At 65.6% G+C, this 22182-nt stretch carries 17 protein-coding genes; 6 read left to right on the top strand and 11 right to left on the bottom strand.

Going from position 1 to position 22182, the window contains the following annotated elements:
* Positions 1-194 precede the first annotated feature (194 nt).
* The 5 genes from IVB24_RS30395 to msrA all read left to right on the top strand — a co-directional run bounded on the left by IVB24_RS30395 (position 195) and on the right by msrA (position 4039).
* Positions 195-1508: an epoxide hydrolase family protein gene (locus tag IVB24_RS30395; protein ID WP_247770179.1), complete on the top strand. Its 1314-nt coding sequence runs from the start codon at positions 195-197 to the stop codon at positions 1506-1508.
* Positions 1509-1539: 31 nt separating this feature from the next.
* Entirely contained in the window at positions 1540-2388 is an 849-nt protein-coding gene (locus IVB24_RS30390) for an enoyl-CoA hydratase/isomerase family protein (protein ID WP_247770178.1), read from the top strand.
* 205 nt (positions 2389-2593) lie between these two features.
* The gene (locus IVB24_RS30385) at positions 2594-3016 is read left to right on the top strand and encodes an OsmC family protein (protein WP_247770177.1); all 423 of its coding nucleotides are present in this window, start codon (positions 2594-2596) and stop codon (positions 3014-3016) included.
* A 215-nt stretch (positions 3017-3231) separates the two neighbouring features.
* Positions 3232-3495: a cupin domain-containing protein gene (locus IVB24_RS30380; protein ID WP_247770176.1), complete on the top strand. Its 264-nt coding sequence runs from the start codon at positions 3232-3234 to the stop codon at positions 3493-3495.
* Between the two features lie 28 nt (positions 3496-3523).
* Complete coding sequence (gene msrA / locus IVB24_RS30375; RefSeq protein ID WP_094974168.1) at positions 3524-4039, top strand: peptide-methionine (S)-S-oxide reductase MsrA; 516 nt, start codon at positions 3524-3526, stop codon at positions 4037-4039.
* A gap of 19 nt (positions 4040-4058) precedes the next feature.
* On the opposite strand, the gene IVB24_RS30370 is transcribed toward msrA, so the two are convergent.
* The 8 genes from IVB24_RS30370 to IVB24_RS30335 all read right to left on the bottom strand — a co-directional run bounded on the left by IVB24_RS30370 (position 4059) and on the right by IVB24_RS30335 (position 16514).
* A complete protein-coding gene (locus IVB24_RS30370) occupies positions 4059-6905 on the bottom strand; it encodes a winged helix-turn-helix domain-containing protein (RefSeq protein ID WP_247770175.1) in 2847 nt (948 codons plus the stop codon).
* Between the two features lie 178 nt (positions 6906-7083).
* On the bottom strand, positions 7084-8223 hold the full coding sequence (locus tag IVB24_RS30365) for an MFS transporter (protein WP_247770174.1): 1140 nt from the start codon (positions 8221-8223) through the stop codon (positions 7084-7086).
* 55 nt (positions 8224-8278) lie between these two features.
* On the bottom strand, positions 8279-9610 hold the full coding sequence (locus IVB24_RS30360; RefSeq protein WP_247770173.1) for an ATP-binding protein: 1332 nt from the start codon (positions 9608-9610) through the stop codon (positions 8279-8281).
* Positions 9607-10320, bottom strand: coding sequence for a response regulator (locus tag IVB24_RS30355; protein WP_247770172.1), 714 nt, complete (start codon positions 10318-10320; stop codon positions 9607-9609). Before IVB24_RS30355 ends, IVB24_RS30360 begins: the two co-directional genes overlap by 4 nt.
* Before the next feature lie 89 nt (positions 10321-10409).
* Positions 10410-12371 (bottom strand): MacB family efflux pump subunit, encoded by a 1962-nt coding sequence (locus tag IVB24_RS30350; RefSeq protein ID WP_140480710.1) that lies wholly within the window; start codon positions 12369-12371, stop codon positions 10410-10412.
* 1 nt (position 12372) lies between these two features.
* Positions 12373-13596, bottom strand: coding sequence for an efflux RND transporter periplasmic adaptor subunit (locus IVB24_RS30345; RefSeq protein ID WP_247770171.1), 1224 nt, complete (start codon positions 13594-13596; stop codon positions 12373-12375).
* On the bottom strand, positions 13593-15035 hold the full coding sequence (locus tag IVB24_RS30340; RefSeq protein WP_247774200.1) for an efflux transporter outer membrane subunit: 1443 nt from the start codon (positions 15033-15035) through the stop codon (positions 13593-13595). Before IVB24_RS30340 ends, IVB24_RS30345 begins: the two co-directional genes overlap by 4 nt.
* A gap of 1110 nt (positions 15036-16145) precedes the next feature.
* Positions 16146-16514 carry a hypothetical protein gene (locus tag IVB24_RS30335; protein ID WP_247770170.1) on the bottom strand — a complete coding sequence of 123 codons (369 nt, stop codon included), beginning with the start codon at positions 16512-16514 and terminating at the stop codon, positions 16146-16148.
* A gap of 309 nt (positions 16515-16823) precedes the next feature.
* On the opposite strand from IVB24_RS30335, the gene bamA reads away from it, so the two are divergent.
* Positions 16824-19337 carry an outer membrane protein assembly factor BamA gene (gene bamA, locus IVB24_RS30330; protein ID WP_247770169.1) on the top strand — a complete coding sequence of 838 codons (2514 nt, stop codon included), beginning with the start codon at positions 16824-16826 and terminating at the stop codon, positions 19335-19337.
* Here the strand turns inward: bamA and IVB24_RS30325 are convergent.
* From IVB24_RS30325 to IVB24_RS30315, 3 genes are read right to left on the bottom strand one after another with little or no spacing between them, the layout of a single operon-like run.
* Complete coding sequence (locus IVB24_RS30325) at positions 19334-20566, bottom strand: Zn-dependent hydrolase (protein WP_247770168.1); 1233 nt, start codon at positions 20564-20566, stop codon at positions 19334-19336. The two genes, bamA and IVB24_RS30325, sit on opposite strands and share 4 nt — an antisense overlap.
* Positions 20559-21344, bottom strand: coding sequence for an ABC transporter ATP-binding protein (locus IVB24_RS30320; protein ID WP_162406694.1), 786 nt, complete (start codon positions 21342-21344; stop codon positions 20559-20561). Before IVB24_RS30320 ends, IVB24_RS30325 begins: the two co-directional genes overlap by 8 nt.
* A complete protein-coding gene (locus tag IVB24_RS30315; RefSeq protein WP_247774199.1) occupies positions 21341-22114 on the bottom strand; it encodes an ABC transporter permease in 774 nt (257 codons plus the stop codon). The genes IVB24_RS30320 and IVB24_RS30315 overlap by 4 nt, the downstream gene beginning before the upstream one ends.
* Positions 22115-22182 lie beyond the last annotated feature (68 nt).

Here is a 22182-nt window from a genome sequence, read left to right as displayed (position 1 = left end):
TGATTATCGCGCGCCGTGTCGCATTGCGCCTATGTCGTCGCCCTCTTGCCGTGCGCGGACTCGCAACGGCTAACGCAGGCTAACAATCCATAACGCGTAAATTGCCGGGCCCTCAGTCAATCTCTCCGCACACCAACGGACACGCTGATCTCTAATTCGGTCAGCGTCTCCGACCAAAGCAAGGGAGATCCAACATGACCGCGCAAGAACGATCCGAGAGCCTCAATCCCGACCGCCGACAATTGCTGAGCCAGGCCGCGATGACCGCAGTCGCCGCCAGCGTGTCGAGCCTGTTGCCGCTGCATCCGGCCAAGGCTGCCGCAGGCGGCGCCATCCGCCCCTTCCAGATCAGCGTGCCCGAGCAGGATCTGCTCGACCTGCGCCGGCGCCTGGCTGCCACGCGCTGGCCGGATCGCGAGATCGTCACCGATCAGTCGCAGGGCGTGCAGCTGACGACGGTGCAACAGCTCGTGCGCTACTGGCAGAGCGACTACGACTGGCGCAAGCTGGAAGCGCGGCTGAACGCCCTGCCGCAATTCGTCACCGAAATCGACGGCGTCGACATTCACTTCGTTCACGTCCGCTCGCGGCACGAGAATGCACTGCCGATGATCGTCACGCATGGCTGGCCCGGCTCGATCATCGAGCAGATGAAGATCGTCGGTCCGCTGACCGATCCGACCGCGCATGGCGCCAAGGCCGCGGACGCGTTCGACCTCGTGATCCCCTCGCTCCCCGGCCACGGCTTCTCGGGCAAGCCGACGGTGCTCGGCTGGGATCCCCAGCGCATCGCGCGCGCCTGGATCGTGCTGATGAAGCGGCTCGGCTACAACCGCTATGTCGCGCAAGGTGGCGATTGGGGGAACGCGGTCACCGAGCAGATGGCGCTGATCGCGCCGCCGGAATTGCTCGGCATCCACACCAACATGCCCGCGACCGTCCCCGACGACATCGCCAGGGCGCTGCAACCCGGCGGAACGCGCCCGGCGAACCTCTCGGCCGAGGAGCGCCTTGCCTACGACCAGCTCGACGATTTCTACAAGCACGGCCTCGGCTACGCGATCGAGATGTCGAACCGGCCGCAGACGCTCAACGGTCTCGTGGATTCGCCCGCGGGCCTCGCGTCGTGGATGCTCGATCACGATGCGCGCAGCGCCGCGATGATCGCACGCGTGTTCGACGGCGGGACGGAAGGGCTGTCGCGCGACGATGTGGTCGACAACATCACGCTCTACTGGCTCACCAACACCGCGGTGTCGTCAGCGCGGCTGTACTGGGAGAACAAGCTGGTGTTCTTCGCGCCCAAGCACGTCAATATCCCGGTCGCCGTCAGCGTCTTTCCCGACGAGATCTACGCCGCGCCGCGGAGCTGGACCGAGAAGGCCTATCCCAAGCTGATCCACTACAACCGTCTCGACAAGGGCGGACACTTCGCGGCCTGGGAGCAGCCGGCGCTGTTCTCCGCGGAAGTGCGGACGGCGTTCCGTCCGCTGCGGCAATCGATCTGAGATGCGAACCCATACATCAGGAGTGCAACACATGATCCGTCCCGAACGCAATTTCACGACCGGCGACATCCGCCTCGAGCGCCGCCTTCCGACCTATTGGCGCGTCACCTTCGATATGCCGCCGGTGAACATCTTTGGCCCGAGGCATCTTCCATTGCTCAATGACGTCGTCACGGCGATCGAAACCGATCCGGACGTGAAGGTCGTCGTGTTCGACAGCGCGGTCGAAGGCTTCTTCATCACGCATTACGACTTCCTCGCGCCGCTCGAGGATTCACTCGAGGTCCCGCCCGGGCCGACCGGCCTGCAGTCGCTGCCTGACACGCTGGTGCGCCTCAGCCGCGCGCCGGTCGTCTCCATCGCCGCGATCCGGGGCCGAGCGACAGGCGTCGGCAGCGAGCTCGCGCTCGCGAGCGACATGCGCTTTGCCAGCCGCGAGAAAGCGATCCTGTCGCAATGGGAGGTCGGGGCGGGCCTCGTGCCCGGTGGCGGGCCGATGGCGCGGCTGCCGCGCCTGATGGGCCGCGGCCGCGCGCTCGAAGTGCTGCTCGGCGCCGACGACATCCATGGCGATCTCGCCGAACGCTACGGTTACGTCAACCGGTCGTTGCCGGACGCCGAGCTCGATGGCTTCGTCGAGGCGCTCGCCATGCGCATCGCGTCGTTCGACAAGGAGGCGATCGCCGAGACCAAGCGTCTCGTCGATGTCGCAAGCCTGCCGCCGGACGTCGATATCAAGCCGGAGTGGGACGCGTTCCTGGCCTCGCTCGGCCGCCCCGCGAGCCAGACCCGCATCAAGGCGCTGATGGCGCGCGGCTTCCATCGCGCCGGAGACGTCGAGAACCGGCTCGGCTTCCACGTCGGACAGATCGGCAGCTAAAGCGTTTTCGCGCGAAGTGGATGCCGGTTCGCGTGAAGAAAACGCGTCAAAACAAGAATCAAACCCCGTTCAGATGTCATCGGAGCGGGATTTGACGGAACCGTTGCGATGCTCGGCCGGTTGGAGCGGCGGCGGGCGGTCACGCCGATGCCGCCTTCCATCGGTAGAGAGTGCCGGTGTGCAAAAACAAACGAGGAGAATTGAGATGATCCGCAAGGCAAAGGCAGTATGGAAGGGCACCGGCCGCGACGGCACCGGCCAGCTCTCGAGTGACTCCGGCGTACTCGCCGACACGCCTTATTCGTTCAAGACCCGTTTCGAGAACGAGAAGGGCACCAATCCCGAGGAGTTGATCGCGGCGGCCCATGCCGGCTGCTTCACGATGGCGCTGGCCTTCGGTCTTCAGATGGCAGGGTTTACGCCGGACGAGCTCTCGACCGAAGCCGCCGTGACGCTCGAGCCTGAAGGCAAGGGGTTCAAGATCGCCAAATCGGCGCTCACCTTGCGCGCCAAGGTGCCGAACCTCGACGAGGCCGGTTTTGCCAAGATCGCCGGTGAAGCCGAGAAGAACTGCCCGGTGTCGAAGGTGCTCAACGCCGAGATCACGCTCGACGCCAAGCTCGCCTGAGCGAACGGGAAGGAGTCGCGCCATGTCGCGCCAAGATCTGCCTCGTCAACATCAACCGGATGAAGACAGGTTCCGGGCGATTCTGCCCGAGGATATCGCATGGCAGCCCTTCCCGGCATTCCCCCCGGGCGCCCGGTTGGCCGTAATGGTCGGACATCCCGCCGCGCCCGGACCTTATGTGGTCCGGGTCAAGGTGCCAGGCGGCATCAGGCTGAATGCCGCACAAGCATCCCGAGGACCGCATCTACACCGTCATGTCGGGGGTGTTCTACATCGGGCTCGGCGAGAGTTTTGACGGCGATAAAGTCAGCGCCTATCCGCCGGGCAGTGTTATCGTGCTGCCCGGCGAGACCTGGCATTTCCATTGGGCGAAGTCCGGCGAGTATGTCACGCAGGTGAGCGCGATCGGGCCGCTGGGCCTCGAATATCACGACGACAAGGACGACCCGCGCTTGCATGCAGTTGCAGAGCAAAGGTAAGCATCTCGACGAAACCAAGGAGCATCAAATGACGATGGAACGCGCAGTTTTGGCCGGGGGCTGCTTCTGGGGCATGCAGGATCTGATCCGCAAGCAACCAGGCGTGATCTCCACACGCGTCGGCTACACCGGCGGTGCGGTGAAGAACGCGACCTACCGCAACCACGAAGGCCACGCCGAGGCGATCGAAATCATGTTCGATCCCGCCAGGACCAGCTACCGGACCATGCTGGAATTCTTCTTCCAGATCCACGATCCCTCCACGCTCAATCGCCAGGGCAACGATCGGGGCACCAGCTATCGCTCTGCGATTTTCTATACGAGCGACGAGCAGAAGCGGATCGCCGAAGACACCATCGCCGACGTCGAGGCGTCGGGCCTGTGGCCGGGCAAGGTGGTGACCGAGGTCGCGCCCGCAGGCGAGTTCTGGGAGGCCGAGCCCGAGCATCAGGACTATCTCGAACGTTATCCGGACGGCTACACCTGCCACTTCATCCGGCCGGATTGGAAGCTGCCGCGCCGCGCGATGGCTGCGGGAGGCTAACTCAGGACGCTAGGAGCCGTCAGGCCCGCGATGGCATCATCAGATCGCGGGCCATGCGCATGTCGGCGATGTCGAAGCCTTCGGCAAACGTCCCGCAGACTTTGTCGAGAACCGCGCGAGCTTCCGCGCTCTGGCCGGCCGCGCTCATCGACCGCGCGAGGCTCGTCGCGCATCGAAGCTCCCAGAAGCGCGCCCCCTGCTCGACGGCTATGCCCATCGCCTCGCGAAAGTGCGTCTCGGCCTGCTCCGCGTGCCGCGCGCTCCTCAGCAATAATTCTCCCTTGATGCGGAGCAGCTCCGGTAGATACCAGCGCTCCTGCCGGTCGTTGCAGCGGGTCAGCACGTCCTCGATCACGTCGAGGCCCCGGTCGATTTGGTCGGCCTCGAGGAAGCACGCGGCGAGCTCGCCGAGCAGCGGCAGAAAGCGCGGCAGGAAACGCGCATCGCCGGCGCGGTTGAGCTCTTCGCGCAGGAGCGGCAGGCCGGTGGCGATGTCGCCGCGCCTGGCCACGACCGCTGCGTTGAAGGCCCGTGCCCACAGGCCCCACGGCCGGATCGCGTTGCGCTCGGTGTGTTCGAGCAACTCGGCGCCGTGGCGCTCGGCGGCATCGAAATCGCCGGACCAGAATGCGATCGGGCAGGCGGCCTGCCCCAGCACGCTGCAGAAGGTCAGCGCATGGCCGTTGGCGCGGCCTTCCTCGATGTTGTTGGCGGCGAGCGCCCGGGCCTGATCGGCGAGGCCCTGCAGCCACAGGATACGGGCGCGGAAATATTGCGTCGATATCCTGAGATCGAGCGGGAAGATCTTCGGCTTCTCCACCAGCACATGCAGCGAGGCGTTGACCCGGTCGATACGCTGCCGCGCCTCGCTCTGGTCTCCGAGATAATGCAGCGCGACCGCCATCAGGCGGTCGCTCAGCATGAGATCGGTGTTGTCGGATGAATTCACCGCGGCATTCGCAAAGCGGTCGGCGAGCGCGCGGGCTTTGCCGAACTGCCCGTTGTTGAACTGGTCGATGCACAGGCCCCAGAGTGCGCGCAGCCGGAAATCCTTGTCGTCGAGGCTCTCGGCCAGCTCGAGGGTCGTCTCGAGGATCGGGCGCGCTTCGCGCGCGCGGCCCTCGCCATACATCAGCGACCAGCCGAGTGCCGACAGCAGCTGCATGCGGATGCGGTCGTTGTCGCCGCCGTCTCCGAGCGCCGCAAGTGCCGTTCTGCAGCGCTCGCGGCATTCGGCGAACAGCGACAGACGCACCCACAGGATGACCGCGGTCGCCGTCAGCGCGATGCCGAGCCTCGCGTCGCCGTCGGGCGCGAAGGCCCAGTCCAGCGCCGCGCGCACATTGTCGAGCTCCCCGCCGTAGGTGCTCAGCCATTCGGGAAGCGGCGTCGAGGTGTCGGCCCCCGCGCGTTCGAAGAGGTCGCGAAAATGCTCGGCATGACGCCGCGCGAACTGCCTGTTTTCGCCGAGCTCGTTCAGTTTCCCGAGTGCGTAGGTGCGCGTGGTGTCGAGCAGGCGATAGCGCAGCGCCCGCGAGCCGGATGACGAGATCAGCGATTTGGTGACCAGGCTGTCGATCGCCTCCAGCGTCTCCAGGGTGCTGAGGCCATCGCCGGACGCGACCGCGGCGGCCGCCTCCGGCGCGAAGGGTCCTGCGAACACCGACAATCGTCGCAAGGTGGCGCTTTCCGCCGGAGGCAGCAGGTCGTAGCTCCAGTCGAGGGCGGCGGCGAGCGTCTGGTGCCGCGGGACGGCCGTGCGCCGTCCGCGCCATTGCAGCGAGAAGCGGCTGTCGAGCAGCGAGGCGGTGCCGGCGATGCCATAGGCGTTGACACGGCCCGCCGCGAGTTCGATCGCAAGCGCAATGCCGTCGAGGCGCCGGCAGATGCTCGCGACGAGCGGCGCCTCTTCCGCGCTGAGCTGGAACGGCCCGGAGCTCTGCGCGATGCGCTCGACGAAGAGCTGGGCCGCGGGGTAGGCGAGAACCTCGGCGACGTCGAGGTCCTCGCGCTCGGGCGGGCAATCCAGCGGAAACAGCCGGAAGATCCGCTCGCCTTCGCTTCGGAACGATTCGCGGCTGGTGGCGAGAACACGAAGCTGCGGTGCTTCGCGAACGATGCGCTCCACGATCGGCGCCAGCGTGTCCAGCACGTGTTCGCAACTGTCGAAGATCAGCAGGGCCGGTCCGCTCTTGAGAAATGTCAGGATGGCCGGCGTCGGATCCTCCGAGTTGACGGTCAGTCCGAGCACGGCGGCGATGGTGGTTGGGACATGGCTGGCGTCCCGCAGCGGACCGAAATCGACGAAGAAGACGCGGCCGCCGAAATCCGCCGAGCGCCGATGGCCGACCGTGACGGCGACGGCGGTCTTGCCGATGCCGCCGGGACCCACCAGCGTCATGAAGCGATACAGCGTCAGGCCGTTCGAAATCTTCTCGATGACCTCCTCGCGTCCGACCATCTTCGCAAGCTGGGCGGGCAGGGAGCGGGGGAGAACGATTTCGGCGGCGGCCGGTACGGCCTGCGAGGCGGCTTGGGCGGACGGGGCGACGAAGCAATAGCCGCGGCCGGGCACATTGAGGACATAACGGGCCGATTTGCCGGTGTCACCGAGCACCTTGCGCAACGCCGCGATATGGAAGCGCAGGCTGCCCTCGTCGACATTCACCTCGGCCCAGATGCGCTTGACCAGCTCTCTCTTGTCGACGACTTCGCCGGGACGCTCGGCAAGCAGGATGAGAATATCGAGCGCGCGGCCGCCGACGTGAAGCGGCGCCCCTTCCTTCTCCAGGAGCCGGGACTTGGGAAACAGCCGAAATGGCCCGAATGAAATGGCCGAATCTTGGTTGTTATTATCAGCTGGCACGTGCCATTGCCCCCGCAACGGGAGTCAAAAAAAGGTATCTTGTTGTGGTCTAGCAGAACGAGGCGTCCAGTAAACTGGCCGAAAGCAGCATGGCTGGCAGACCTGCGCAGATGGCTTGGGCTTGGCTTCGGTCCGCTTGAATAATGCTGGAGATGGAAGGGGTTGGCTTTCTGCAATCCTAACGCGAACCCGCAGTGACGACACGCGCCGACAGCGCGACCAGACCCATCAGCGCAGCCAGCAGCCAGAACGCCATGGGCAATCCGCCAAAACGTGCGACGAAGCCGACGCCGGCGGGGCCGACGAGGATTCCCGCGTAGCCTGCGGTCGTGATCGCCGCGACCGCAAGCCCCGTGGGCATCACCGTCTGCCGCGCCGCCCGGCGGAACAGCACCGGCACGAGATTCGACGCGCCGAGCCCGATCAGCAGGAAGCCCCCGATGGCGACCGCCGCAACGGACGCCGTCAGCAGGACCACGAAGCCGACGATCGCGATGAGGCTGCCCCACAGCAGCGTCGCGCGGTCGCCGATGCGCGCGACGACGGCGTCGCCGCCGAGCCGGCCCGCAGTCATCGCGATCGAGAACACGATATAGCCGGCGCCGCCGTGCGCCTCGGTGACGAGACCTGCGCCGATGACGAGGAGGGCGCCCCAATCCAGCATCGCTCCTTCGACCAGGAAGGTGATGGCGCCGAGCAGCGCGAGCAGCAACACCGATCCGTGCGGCAGCACGAACAGCGGGCCCTCCTGCACCTGCACGGAACGAAGCAGGCGCGGTGAGGTCACGACCATCGCGACCAGCATCAGGACGGAGCAGATCAAGGTGCAGGCGAGCGTGCCGAATTGCAGCGAGAGCAGCGCCGTCATCAGCGCGGATCCGGCAAAGCCCCCGATGCTGAACAGCGCGTGGAAGCCGGACATCAGCGGGCGGTGCGCGGCGCGCTCCACCTCCACGGCGTGGATGTTCATGGCGACGTCGATCGAGCCGAGCGCGGCGCCGAATGCGAACAGCGCCAGCGCCAGCGTTGCGGGCGAAGCCGCAATGGCGAGCAGGGGCAGGACCAGCGCCAGACCGAACCCTCCCGCAATGATGATCGGCCTGCTGCCGTAGCGCGCGCTCACGATTCCGGTCACCAGCATCGCGACGACCGAGCCGATGCCGAGGCTGAGCAGCAACAGTCCGAGCACGCCGTCATCGACGCCGAGCCGCGTCTTCGCGAACGGCACCAGCGGCGCCCAGCACGAGATGCCGAAGCCCGCGACGAGGAAGGCAAGCCGGGTCGCAAGGCGCGTCGAAGGCCGGTCGGCGGAAGACATGGGAACTCCGGGAAAGCAGGCGGGGCGATCGACAAGCCCGGGAAATGCCGCGGCTTTATGTCCGGAGTGCTTCCAAATCGTCACGTGCGGCCCGCGCGAGTTGCAAGCGGGCGCGCAGGCCATTTGGCGCGTTGTCGAGCAGCTGAAGCGATCCGCCATGCGCGGTCACGATCGTCTGCGCGATCGAAAGGCCGAGACCGAATCCGGCCCTCTCGTCGAGGGTGCGGGCTTCTTCTCCGCGCACGAAGGGCTCCAGCATCGCGGCCTTCCTTTCCTCGGGAATGCCCGGCCCGTCGTCGGAGACGTCGATGACGAGCCGGTCTCCGGCCGCCAACAGCGCGACCTCGATCCGGGTTCCGAAGCGCGTTGCGTTCTCGATGAGGTTGGTGACCGCGCGGATGATCTCGTCGGGCCGCAGGATGAAGGCGGCCCGGTCCGGTCCGGAATAGGTGACGGCGAATCCGGAATCCGAAAACTGGTCGCAAACCATTTGCAGCAGCGCCGCGACGTCCACCAGCGTCGGCTTGACCGGGGTTTCGCTGCGCAGGAGCGACAGCACCGATTCGAGCATCGACTGCATCTGGTCGAGGTCGCGCACGGTCTGCGTGCGTTGCGCCGGATCCTCGATATATTCCGAACGCAGCCGCAGACGCGTGATCGGCGTGCGCAGATCATGGCTGATGGCCGCGAGCATGCGGGTCCTGTCGTTCATCAGCGTGGTGATGCGATCGCGCATCCGGTTCAGCGCCCTCGCCGCCGACCTGATCTCCTCCGGTCCGTTTTCGGGCAGCGGCGCGGAGGACCGGCTCAGGCTGAAATCCTCCGCCGCGCGCGCGAAGGCCGATAGCGGCGAGGAGAGCGCGCGGCCGGCCCAGACGCCGAGCAGCGTGACGCTCGCCACGAGGAACAGCAGCGTCGAGGTCCAGAGGCCGCTGACGAAGGCCGGCATCATCGGTGATCCGATCGTGGCCTCGAGCACGTCGTCGTTGGCGAGGTAGAACCAGACGCGGTTGTCTTCCGGCGCAGAGCCGCGAATGAGATCGGCCCGGCCACCCAGCGATGTCGGGATGTTCAGGGGCGTCCGCTCCGGCAATGGCGCGGTGGAGGCGGAAACGCCTTCTTTCAACTGGAGCTTCAGCCCCGGAAAGGTTCGACTGATGCTTTCCAGGACGAGACTGCGCTCCACCTGTGACGTATTGGCGATGATCCGCGCGATCAGCTCGAACTGCTCGAGCGGCCTGTCCGTCAGCAGCATCGGCCGGTTGAGCAGAAAATATCCGGCGATCAGGACGTGGATCAGGATCAGCGATCCCAGGATCAAGGCGGCGATCTGGCCGCTGATCCGCCGGAAGCTGAAGAGCGCGACGATGTCGGCGGTGCGGCTCATGCTTCCTCCACCACCGGCGTGAAGACGTAACCGCCGATGCGGACGGTCTTGATCACGGATGTTCCTTCCGTCCGGTCGAGCTTGCGGCGCAGCCGGCTGACCAGCACGTCGATGCTGCGGCCGAAGCTTGCTCCGGGACGACCGCGCGTCATGCTCAGCAGGTTGTCGCGGGTGAGAACGCGGCCAGCCCGCTCGCAGAAGGCCTGCAGCAGATCGAACTCGGCACTGGTCAGCGGTACCTGAGCGCCTTGCGGATCGCGCAATTCCCGCAGGCGAAGGTCGATGGTCCAGCCCTCGAACCTGAGACGCGCTGCGGCGGAGCCGGCTGCGAGGCCGCTCGAACGCCGGCGCAGCACCGCGTTGATCCTGGCGAGCAGCTCGCGCGGGTTGAACGGCTTTGCCAGATAGTCGTCGGCGCCCATCTCGAGGCCGAGGATCCGGTCGAGATCCTCGCCCTTGGCGGTGAGGATGATGATCGGCGTCGTGGAGTCCGTCCGCAGGCGGCGGCAGAGGCTCAGGCCGTCCTCACCCGGCAGCATCAGGTCGAGCACGATCAGATCGACCCGGTCCTTCGAGAGATAGCGGTCCATCTCCTTGCCGTTCGCGACGGCGTCGACCGAGAACTGGTGATCGCGCAGATAACGCGAGATGAGGTCGCGGGTCGGCTGGTCGTCCTCGACGATCAGGATATTCTGGCTGCCGTCGGTCATGATTGAAATCGCATCGGGGGCACCGATCATCGGTCGATTTGCGGACGAATGTCCCGTCCGAAGCACTGTGGTCATGGTCAATCCTAGGGTCAGTCGCGGCTCAGCGCCACCACGGGGTCGAGGAACGCGGCGCGGCGGGCCGGGAAGAAGCCGAAGGCCACCCCGATGCCGGTCGAGGTCAGGAACGCCGCGCCGATCGAGAACGTCGAATAACTGACCTCGAACCCGGGCACGGCGAGGTTGATGGCGAGGCCGAGCAGCATCGCGACGAGAATGCCGGCGATGCCGCCGATGGACGAGATCAGGGTCGCCTCCACCAGGAACTGCTGGAGGATGTCGCCGCGCCTGGCGCCGACCGCCATGCGCACCCCGATCTCGCCGATCCGTTCGGACACGGACACCAGCATGATGTTCATGACGCCGATCCCGCCGACCACCAGCGAGATCACCGCGATCGCCGCCACCAGGAACGCCAGCGTCTGGGTCGTGCTGGTGATGGTGCGGCGGATATCGTCGGTGTTGAGGATGACGAAATCCCTCGTGTTGTGCCGCTGCGTCAGCAATGTGGTCACCGCGTCCTGCGCCAGATTGGTCGAGATCTCGTCGCTGATCCGCAGCAGGATGCTGCGCAGCGCACGATCGCCCGTGAACTGGGCCTGCACGGTGGTGTAGGGCAGGTAGACCGACAGGTTCTGGTTCGAGCCGAATCCGCCCTGCTGCTGGGCGATGACGCCGACGATGCGGCATGGCACCTTGCCGAGCCAGATCACGCGGCCGACGCCCGCGGTCTGGTCGTCGGCGAAGAAGGTCTTGCGGGTGTTGTCGTCGATGACGGCCTGGCGCTCGATATTGCGGATCGCGTCGGCGTCGAACAGGCGGCCCTTCGCGAGCTTGGCGCCCTTGACCTGGAAATAGCTCGCGCCGACGCCGTTCACCAGCACGTTGGACTCGTTGCCGCGATACCGAACCGTCGTGCTGGTCGAGACCGTCGGTGTGACCCCGGCGATGAAGTCCTGCCGGTCCAGCGCGCGGGCGTCGTCCAGCACCAGCGTCTTGATCTTGCTGGCGCGCGCATCGCCAAAATCCTTGCCCGGAAAGACCTCGATCGTGTTGGTGCCGAGGTTGGAGATATCGGACAGCACCTTGCGCTGGGAGGCGTTGCCGAGCGCGACAACGGACGACACCGCGGCGATGCCGATGATGATGCCGAGCATGGTCAGGAACGCACGCAACCGGTGCGCGGCCATCGCGGCCAACGCCATGCGCGATGCCTCATGCAAGCGCCCCATCGTACTGAACCAGCCGACACCGCTATCCCTTGCGGATCGGGAAACCCTGGCGGCCGGTTCTGTCGTGGCTGCGGATTCAGTGCGGCGATCGGAGGCGATCTTGCCGTCCCGCAATTCGATGATGCGCTCGGCCCGTGCGGCGACATCGGCATCATGAGTGACGATGATGATCGTGCGTCCCTCGCGATGCAGCTCCTTGAGGATCTTGAGCACTTCCTCGCCGCTGCGCCGGTCGAGAGCGCCGGTCGGTTCGTCCGCCAAAATCACTTCGGCGCCGTTGATCAGGGCTCGCGCGATCGAGACGCGCTGCTGCTGGCCGCCGGAGAGCTGGTTCGGGCGATGACCGCTTCGGGTCGCCACGCCAAGTCGTTCGAGCAGTTCGGTCGCGCGCGTGCGGCGCTCGCGCGCATTGATGCCGGCATAGACGGCCGGAATCTCGACATTGGCTGCTGCGGAGAGGTCCCCGAGCAAATGATAGCGCTGGAAGATGAAGCCGAAATGCTCGCGGCGCAGCGCCGCCAGTTGGTCCGCATCGAGCTCTGAAACGTTCTTGCCGGCGACGCGATAGGTGCCGGATGTCGGGCGGTCGAGACAGCCGAGGATGTTGAGCAGTGTCGATTTGCCCGATCCGGAGGAGCCGATGATCGCGACCATCTCGCCGGGTTGGATGCTCAGCGAGATGTCGTCGAGCGCGACCACGCTGGTGTCTCCGGTCGCGAATTCCCGCCGGACCTTCTCCAGCGCGATGATCGGATCGGCCATGTCAGAGACCTCCGGGCGGGCTACCCGGCGCGCGCGATGCGGTCTGCTCGCTCGCCTCTCCGGTGACGACCCGCTCGCCCTCGTCGAGACCGGACTTGATCTCGACGATGGTGCGATCGTTGAGGCCGGTCTTGACCTCGCGCTCGCTGACGTCACCGGACGCGCTGAGGGTGCGGACGGTGCTGCGGCCGTCGGATTTGCGCATCACGGCCAGCGCGGGGATCACCTTCACGCGCTTCGCCTCGCCGGTGACGATGTGAATCTCGGCGGTCATGTAGGTCCGCAGCGCATAGTCCTTGTTGGGGACGTTGAAGACGCCGATGTAGTAGATCGCCGTGCTGGTCGAGCTCGACGAGCTCGAGCTGGACGAGGACGTGGTGGTCGAGGAGAAGCTGGCGTCGGTCTTGATCGACTCGGGTGCCGGCTCGATCTGCTCCAGCCGGGCCTCGTAGCGATGGTCCTGGTCGCCGAGGATGGTGAAGTACAGCGATTGCCCCGGCTTGACCTTGACGATGTCGGTTTCGGAAATCTCCGCCCGCACCGTCATGGTCTCGAGCTGGCCGAGCACGACGATGGTCGGCGCGGACTGCACCGCGTTGACCGTCTGTCCTTCCTGCGCCACCGTGGCGAGGACCGTGCCGTCGATCGGCGCGGTGATGCGGGTGTATTCGAGGTTCACGCGCGCGGTCTCGACGCTGGCTTCCGCTCCCACGATCAGGGCTTCGAGGGCGGCGATCTGGGCCCGGGTCTGCCGCACGGTCGAATCCGCACTGTCGAAATCGCTGCGCGAGGTCGCGCGCTGCGCCAATGTCGCCTGTTGGCGTGCGAGGTTCGCCTCGGCCAGCACCAGCGCGGCCTCTTTCTCGACCTTCTGCGCCCGGTAGTTTTTCAGCGACGCCTCGGAGCTGCGCAGATCGTTCTGCTTGGTGACGGGGTCGATCTGGGCGATGACGTCGCCCGCCTTGACCGTATCGCCGACGCGAACGTTGAGGGCGGTGATCCGGCCCGACACCTGCGCGCCGACCGCCGTCAGTCGCGCCGGCTTCAGCGTGCCGCTCGCGAGCACCTCCTCGCGCAGATCGCTGACGGTGACCGGCGCCGTGATGTAGGACTGCGTCTTGTTCGACGTGCCCGGAAAGCGCATGGCCGCGACGACTCCGGTCGCCGCAACGGCAACGATTGCCGAGGCGATCTTCAGGCGCTTGGGGGTGATGATCCCGGTCACTTCTGCATCTCCCGGAAGTGAGGTCCCGTGTTGCTGTCCACGATGATTGGCGTCGACACGTCGGCCGGATCGGACCAGCCGCCGCCGAGCGCCTTTGCCAGCGCGATGTAGTCCTTGGCCGCCGACACCTTGCTCTGGATCAGCGAATCCTCGGCCGAGTACAGCGACCGTTCGGCGTCCAGCACGTCGATGAAGCTAGCGCTGCCGGTCTCGAACAACGATCGCGACAGCCGTGCGGCCTCGCGGTAGTTTTTGGCCGCTTCCGTCAGCTTGGTCGCACGCACGCGTTCGCGCGACAGCGAGACCAGGGCGTTCTCGACGTCTTCGAACGCGGTGAGCAGCGTCGAATGGAACGTCGCAAACGCCTGGTCGCGCTGCGCCTCCGCGATCCTGACGGTGGCCAGGCGCTTGCCGGCGTCGAATACCGGCACCGTGACCGAGGGGCCGACCGACCAGCTCACGCTGGAATATTTCGCGAGATCGCCGGCGCGTAGCGCCGAGGTGCCGACCGAGCCGGTCAACGACACCGCCGGATAGCGATCGGCCTCGGCCGCGCCGATCTTGGCGGTCGCCTGGGCCAGCTTGCGTTCGGCGCTGGCCACATCCGGGCGGCTCATCAGGAGATCGGCAGGCAGTCCGGTGGGGAGCGGCATGCGCGGTGCCGGCACGGGCGCGGACCGCGCCATCAGCGAAGCGACGCCGTCGGGTGGACGGCCGAGCAGGATGCCGAGCCGGTGAATGTCGGCCGCGAGCGCGGCCTGATAGGTCGGAACGTTGGCCTCGGTACTGGCGGCCTGCGCGGTCGCCTTGGCGAGATCGACGGCGTTGCCGCTGCCGGCCTCGTATTTGCTGCGGGTGAGCTTTTCGGTGTCGCGCTGCGAGACCGAGGTCCGCTGCGCCAGCGCAATCCGGGCCTGATAGCCGCGTGCGTCCACATAATAGGCGGCGACGTCGCCGATCAGCGTGACCAGGCTGTCGCGCAGATCTTCCTCGGCTGACTGCGCGCCACGCACGGCCGCCTCGATGCTCCGCTGCGTGCCGCCGAACAGGTCGAGCTCCCAGCTGGAGTCGAAGCTTGCCTGGTGAAGCGAGTAGGGGGAAGTGTCGACGACGGCCGAGGCGGAGCCAGCGCTGGTCTTGTTGTCGGTTACCGAGGCAGAGCCGCTGACCGAAGGAAACAGGCCGGCGCTGGTTTGTTGAACCGTTGCGCGCGCCTCGCGCACGACCGCCTTGGCTTTGGCGACATCGGGATTGGCTTCGACGGCTTGTTCGATCAGCCGATTGAGCAGGGGATCGCGCAGGCGCAACCACCAGCGATCCAGTGTGCCGGTCTGCCGTCGGGACGCCGATTTGGCGCTCCAGTGCGCGGGCATGGCCAGCCTGGGCGGCCCGGCGTAATCCGGACCAACCGCACAGCCGGTCAACAGGCCGCCCAGCATCAGCGCGAGGCAAGCCGCTCCGGCGCGCGACTGCGTGGTCGTCGGATGATGATTCTCCTTTGCGGATGGTACGGGGATTGCGACGAATGGGTGTGACGGCATCAAATCGGCTGAGATCCATATGGCCTTGCCCCGGGAGGGCGCCCATGGCCCCCCGGAGGGGGCAGGAACAGGCTGAAACCAATAGCCGCGCGATCGTGGCCTTTCAGCAGCCCGAATGTTGCTGAATGTAAACAGGTATTGCCGGACATCTCGGCACCGCGCCTGTGTCGGCCTCTGTCAATCCACGCGCGCAAGAATATTCCACTTTACCGAAATTCGGTTTCGGCGTATGTGTTGCCCATCCCGGCTCACCAAGAGGGGCGACGTGAAGTCGTCATGTTCGCGAGCCGGGCTTGCGGTGGACGCGGCAGCGTCGGCATGAGAGGTGCGGGCAGGGCGGGTAGTCCCTGTGAGTCCGTAACCGCGTGCGGACGACGGCGCTGCTAGGCTTCGTCTCGCTCGTAAGTTTCCGGCTCTGTCGACGGAGCCAGGGAATACTGCGGCGACATGGCGGGCCGTGCGTACGGCAAAACCGTGTGGTCCTGGCCGTCGTTGCCACGGTCAAGCTCTTGCGAAGGTGCGAGCGAGCCCAACCGGGCAGACTGCATCATCCAAATTCGCGGGGCGAGGGAGGCCAAAAGGAATGGTCGGCTCCCGGGAGATCACGGCATAAGCCGTCCAGCCACTGCGCAGGGAAGGCCGAGTGATCGGCGACACCTGTATGCTGCTGTGCGGTCTTTTTTGCGCGTGCATTTCGCGCAGCGGACCGCGGGTGCCAGCCGGCACCCGGCCTTCCCTGTGCCCTCTTGGATCAGAGGGTGGAGCGATGAAGCAAAGCTCGGGCGAAATGCGCCGCGAGAACGAGAAGGTGTGTCTGCAAGCCGAACTGCCTGCCACAAGCCGGATCTCGTAGGGTGGGCAAAGCGGAAGCGTGCCCACGCCTTGTTGCTCATGGAGGGAGATCGTGGGCACGGCGCCGTGCGCCTTTACCCACCCTACGGCACCGCTGCTGGGAACTGCACTGGCGCATTGCAATGACGATGTGGAAGAAGCTGCGCTACACTCCGCTTACCACGAAATCGGTATCCTCTGCGCGAATCCACCGAGGTCCGAATCCGGGCTCAGTGGCTGCCGGTCGAGGGGCCGGTTGTTGTTGCTGCGTGCGAACGAGGCGCTGGGCGGGAAGGCATAGTCGGTGAACTTGCGCTCGCCCGGAAGGACCTCGGTGCCGCCGTCCAGCCACGACCGCTTGCTGACATAGATGCGCGTATGCAGGCCGGACTGATAGGACCGGTTGGGGCCGCGCGGGCCGTATTCATAGACGGCGCTTTGTATCGCCGGTTGTCGATTGCGCTTGCCGGTGGTCGCGGCATGCGCGCTCAGAGTCGAGAGAAGAAGGGCGGCCAGCGCCGCTCTGGTCGTGACGCGCGCGCTCATCGGTAAATACCCCATGCAAGTTCCTGATGGCGCCGCCTCTCGCACCGGTCCCGGACCTTGTAAAGAATTCACGCGTTACGGAATGTTGTCGAACATCCGCGCGGGCGCGCCATGGCGCGAAGGCTGCAAAGTCGACCACCCGCGGCCGCGCAGGGCCCGGAGACCGCCGCTGCCCATGCGCATATGCGGCGCGCGCAATCGACCGACCGCACGAAATTCAACGCGCAGAAACATGCGGCAATCCCAAAGCCACACCGCGGCCACAGCGTTCCCGTCTTCAGAGCATGCGAAGTGCTGTTGAGGTGTGGAATGTCGTCTTTGCGGGCCTGGCTGATCGTTGTGGCGATGAGTGCTGTATCGATTGCAAGTTCGCTTCCGTTTGCTCTGTTGCCGCAACCGGCGGCCGCGCAAGTCGCGGAGACGATCGTAGTCGAAGGCAATCGCCGGGTGGAAGCCGAGACGGTCCGCTCCTATTTCAGGCCCGGTTCGGGCGGACGCCTCGATCAATCCGCCGTCGATGACGCGCTCAAGGCGCTGATCGCGACCGGCTTGTTCCAGGACGTGAAGATCAATCAGTCCGGCGGCCGCATCGTGGTGTCGGTGGTGGAAAATGCAGTGATCGGCCGCATCGCCTTCGAGGGTAACAAGAAGATCAAGGATGAGCAGCTTTCGGCGGAAATCCAGTCCAAGCCACGCGGGACCTTCTCGCGCGCGCTGGTGCAATCCGACACGCTGCGCATCGCCGAGATCTACCGGCGCTCGGGTCGCTATGACGTGCGGGTCACCCCTGAGATCATCGAGCAGCCGAATAGCCGTGTCGATCTCGTCTTCACGGTCGAGGAGGGCGCCAAGACCGCGGTGAAGTCGGTCGAGTTCATCGGCAACAGCGCCTTCTCGGCCGCACGCCTGCGCGACGTCATCAAGACGCACGAGAGCAATCTGCTCAGCTTCCTCGGCAGCAACGACATCTACGACCCTGATCGCGTCGAGGCCGACCGCGACCTGATCCGCCGCTTCTATCTCAAGAACGGCTTCGCCGACGTCCAGGTCGTGGCTGCCCTCACCGAATACGATCCGGAGAAGAAGGGCTTCCTCGTCACCTTCAAGATCGAGGAAGGCGCACAATATCGCATCGGCTCCGTCGACTTCCGCTCCAGCATTGCCAATTTCGACACGGGTACGCTCCGCGCCTATTCGCGCGTCAGTGCCGGCTCGCTCTACAACGTCGAGTTGGTGGAGAAGTCGGTCGAGGAGATGCAGATCGAGGCCTCGCGCCGCGGCTATGCCTTTGCCGCGGTCCGTCCCGGCGGCGACCGGAATTTCGAGGCGCACACCGTCTCCGTCGTGTTCAACATCGACGAAGGCCCGCGCACCTATCTCGAGCGCATCAATTTGCGCGGCAACACGCGCACGCGCGACTACGTGATCCGGCGCGAATTCGACCTCTCGGAAGGCGATGCCTACAACCGCGCCCTGGTCGACCGCGCCGAGCGTCGACTGAAGAACCTCGACTACTTCAAGAGCGTCAAGATCGTCACCGAGCCGGGCTCCTCCAGCGATCGCGTGGTCCTGAACGTCGAGATGGAAGAGAAATCGACCGGCGACTTCTCGATCTCCGGCGGCTATTCCACCAGCGACGGCGCGCTGGCCGAAGTCTCGATCTCCGAGCGCAACCTGCTCGGCCGCGGCCTCTATGGCAAGGCCTCGGTGAGCTACGGCCAGTATTCACGGGGAATATCGCTGTCCTTCGTCGAGCCCTATCTGCTCGACTACCGGATGGCGCTCGGATTCGACACCTATTGGAAGCAGCAGAAATCGAACAGCTATACGAGCTACGGCGTGACCACGCTCGGCTTCTCTCCGCGCATCGGGCTCGCCCTGCGTGAGGACCTCTCGCTTCAGCTCCGCTATTCGCTCTATCAGCAGAGCATCACGCTCGCCAGCGCCTACAACAATTGCAACAACAACGCGTCCAATAGCTCGCTCGCCTTCAACCCGACGCCGTCCTACATCCAGAACGTCCTGGGCGGCGTCGACCCGACCAATTCCACGAGCTCGGGAGTCTATGGTTATGGCTGCTACGGCGACGGCGAATCGAGCCTGCCGGTCCGGAAGGAGCTGGCGAACGGCGCGACCTGGACCTCGGCGCTCGGTTACACGCTGAGCTACAACACGCTCGACAACACCAAGAACCCGACGGACGGATTGCTGGTCGACTTCCGGCAGGATTTCGCCGGGGTCGGCGGCGACGTCACCTATCTGAAGACGGTGCTGGACACCAAATATTACACGCCGCTCGTCTCCGAGATCGTCAGCGTGATCCATCTCCAGGGCGGCCTCCTCAGCAAGCTCGGCAACCAGGATTTGCGCATGCTGGATCACTTCCAGATGGGTCCGAACCTGGTGCGCGGCTTCGCCTCGAACGGCATCGGTCCGCGCGACATCAGCTACTGGAGTCTCGGCGCCAGCGGCGATGCGCTCGGCGGCACGAAATATTGGGGCGCGTCCGCGGAATTGCAGATGCCGTTCTGGTTCCTGCCCAAGGAAGTCGGCCTGAAGGGCGCAGTCTACGCCGATGCCGGCTCGCTGTGGGGCTATCAGGGGCCGACCTCGTGGTCGGCCACGGGTGAGGTCAACACCAAGGCGTGCCCGACCTGCGGACTGCAATATGACGACGGCAACACGGTGCGATCGTCGGTCGGAGTCGGCCTGATCTGGGCCTCGCCGTTCGGGCCGCTGCGCTTCGACTACGCCGTGCCGATCACCAAGGGCAAATACGACGTCGTGCAGGAGTTCAGATTCGGAGGAGGGACGTCGTTCTAACCCCCGAGAATGCGGCGGCAGGCGTCGACATACACCTCCGCGCCGGTGACGATATCGGCGTCGGCGGTGTTCTCGGTCCAGTGATGGCTGATTCCGCCGATCGACGGCACGAACAGCATGGCGGCGGGCATGACGGTTGCCAGCATCTGCGCGTCGTGGCCGGCGCCACTGGGCATGCGAACGGACCGTCCGCCGGCCAGCGCCTTACTCGCGGCTTCGATCGCATCCTGAAAGCCCGGGTTCATCATGGCGGGCGCGCCGGTGCGCAGCTTCTCGACGGTGACGGTGCAGGGACCTTGCGTGCTGGCCTCGTCCGCCATGGTGCGCAGCTCTTGCTCTAATCTCGCAATGACGGCCGGATCGTCGTCGCGGATTTGGAACAGCATTTCGGCGCCGCCCGGAATGATGCTTGGCGCGCCCGGATCGAGCGTGATGCGGCCGGTGGTCCAGACTGTGCGGGGACCGCACGCGGCCGGAAAACGCTCGTCGATCGCGACGCAGAATTTGGCCAGCGCCAGCCCCGCATCCTTGCGCACGGCCATGCGGGTGGTGCCGGCGTGGTTCTGCTCGCCGGCAAAGTTGATCTGGTATTGCCAGATACCGACGATGGACGTCACGACGCCGATCACGAGGCGGCCGCTTTCGAGCGTGTCACCCTGCTCGATATGCGCCTCGAGATATCCGACGTGGCGGCCCGGCTCGACGCCGACGCGCGGGCGTCCTGCCAGTCCCATGTCAGCAAGTGCGTCGCGCATGGTGCGGCCGCTGGTGCGGTCGCGCGCGGCGTCGATCTCGGCTTCGGTCACCTGACCGACATAGGAGCGCGAGCCGAGGAAGCTGCCGAAATGACCTTCCTCGTCGCACCAGGCAGCGACTTCGACGGCGCCCTTCACGGAGGGATCGATATTGAGCACGCGGGCGGCCTCGAGCGCGTAGACCACGCCGAGCGGGCCATCGAGCCAGCCTGCATAATTCTGGCTCTCCAGATGCGAGCCGGCAAGAAGCTTCGGCCCGGACTTCGCGCTGGTGCCGAAGACGTTGCCGATGCCGTCTACAGCCGCGGAGAGATTGGCCTCTGGCAGCTTCTGCACGAGCCACTCCAGGGAGAGCTTGTGTGGCTCCGAGAAGGTCGGCTTGTGCACGCCGGTCTTGTAGGCGCCAAAAGCGCGCAGCGCATGGAGGTCGGCGAGAACGCGCGCGCCGTCGGCGGAGGGACGATTGTCAGGCATGCTCAGTAACCTTCAGCGCCTCGGTACGGATTTCCTCGACCAGCCGTTCCTTGAGCTGGACGAATTCCGGCGTGGTCTTGATCTTGTAGGAGCGCGGATGCGGCAGGTCCACTGCGATCTCGGCCTTGATGCGGCCGGGCCGCGCGCTCATGACGATGACGCGGCTGCCGAGGAAGATCGCTTCTTCGATGTCGTGGGTCACGAACAGCACGGTCTTCTGGTCGCGCTCCCAGATCCCCAGCAGCATCTCCTGCATCAAGGCGCGGGTCTGGTTGTCGAGCGCACCGAAGGGCTCGTCGAGGAGCAGGATCTTGGGGTCGTTGGCGAGCGCGCGCGCGATCGCGGTGCGCTGCTGCATGCCGCCGGAGAGCTGCTTGGGCCAATGGTTCTCGAAGCCGGACAAACCGACCTGGCGGATGAAGGCGTCAGCGATTCTGTGGCGGTCCGCCTCGGAGACGCCGCGCTCGCGCAGGCCGAACGCGATATTCTCGCGCACAGTGAGCCAGGGGAACAGCGTGTAGGACTGGAACACCATGCCGCGATCGGCGCCCGGACCCGTCACCTCGCGGCCGTCGAGCGTGACGCGTCCGCCGGTCGGGCGGTCGAGGCCGGCAACGATGCGCAGCAGCGTGGACTTACCGCAGCCGGATGGGCCGAGGATGGTGACGAAATCGTTGTTGCCGATGACGAGATCGGTCGGCTCCAGCGCCTTGGTCGGTGCGTTGCCGTGACGCGCGGGGAAGGTGCGCGAGACCTGCTCGACCTTGAGGATCGTCATGCGAGCCTCCACGGAAACAGCCAGGCGTTGAATGCCTTGAACATGAAGTCCGAGAGCAGCCCGATCAGCCCGATCACGATGATGCCGAAGATGATCTGGCCGGTGTTGAGCAGCGCCTGGCTGTCGGTGATCATGTGACCGATGCCCGAGGACGAGCCGATCAGCTCGGCAACGATGACATAGGTCCAGGCCCAGCCCAGCACCAGCCGCAGGATCTCCGCGATCTCGGGCGCGGAGGAGGGCAGCAGCACACGCCGGATGATGCCGCGGTCCTTGGCGCCGAGTGTATAGGCCGCCTCGACCAGATCGCGCCGCGTCGAGCCGACCGTCACGGCGATCATCAGGATGACCTGGAACACCGAGCCGATGAAGATGACGAGCAGCTTCTGCAGTTCGCCGATGCCGGCCCACAGGATCAGCAGCGGGATGAAAGCGGAGGCGGGCAGATATCGCGCGAAGGAGACGAACGGTTCGAGGAAGGCTTCGACGGGCTTGTAGGCGCCCATCAGCACTCCGATCGGCACTGCGATGATGGCGGCGAGAGTAAAGCCTCCTACGACGCGCCAGATGGTCATGCCGATGTCGTACAGGAAACCCTGCTTGGCGATCAGATCGACGCCTTCCTGCACCATGGTCAGCGGATTGGCGAGGAACACTTTCGACACATGGCCGCCGAAGGTCGCCCATGACCAGAGGGCAACGAACACCACGAAGAACGCAAGGCCGTAGGCCACACGCTGCTTCGATGTCACGGGATCCAGAGGGCGCATCAACGATCTATCCGGGCGATGAACGAGATTGCCGGCCCCGCCGCGAGACGGAGCCGGCGGCTATCGAG

The organism is Bradyrhizobium sp. 192 (genome assembly GCF_023100965.1).
GTDB lineage: Bacteria > Pseudomonadota > Alphaproteobacteria > Rhizobiales > Xanthobacteraceae > Bradyrhizobium > Bradyrhizobium symbiodeficiens.
This window is presented reverse-complemented; position numbering and strand designations above follow the sequence as displayed.